General features: G+C 45.7%; 1 protein-coding gene. It reads right to left on the minus strand.

Going from position 1 to position 490, the window contains the following annotated elements:
• Nucleotides 1-490, minus strand: a 490-nt coding sequence (locus tag AB4167_RS21930) for an Ig-like domain-containing protein (RefSeq protein WP_372137023.1), incomplete at both ends; no start/stop codon positions are given.

Raw genomic sequence — 490 nt, forward strand, 5'->3', positions numbered from 1 at the left:
TTTCTGACTTACCATCGGCATCGGTGATGGTGATTGATACTGTTTGGCCATCTTCAACATTGGTCACCGTGCCGACCAATGCGCCATTACTGACCTCTACTGAGTTGTAATACTCATCATCAGATGAAGAAAAATCAACGCCAATGCTGGCTAACGTATCTTTAACTATCGTATCGCTAGATGTTGCTGTATTACCGGCAATGTCCGTAACGCTTGCTTCTACTGTTAGCGTACCTTCAGCGAAGGCAGAGTAATCTTGGCCAGTTAGAGTCCACTCGCCACCAGTCACTGTCGCGGTATAATTTTCTGACTTGCCATCAATATCCGTAATAGTGATTGATACTGTTTGGCCATTCTCAACATTGGTCACCGTGCCGACCAGTGCGCCATTACTCACCTCGGCAGAGTTGTAATACTCATCACCAAAACCATCAAAATCGACACTGATATCCGCTAGCGTATCTTTGACGATCGTATCGCTAGAAGTTGC

Source organism: Vibrio sp. 10N.286.49.E11 (assembly GCF_041469505.1).
In the GTDB taxonomy this organism is placed as follows: Bacteria; Pseudomonadota; Gammaproteobacteria; order Enterobacterales; family Vibrionaceae; genus Vibrio; species Vibrio crassostreae_C.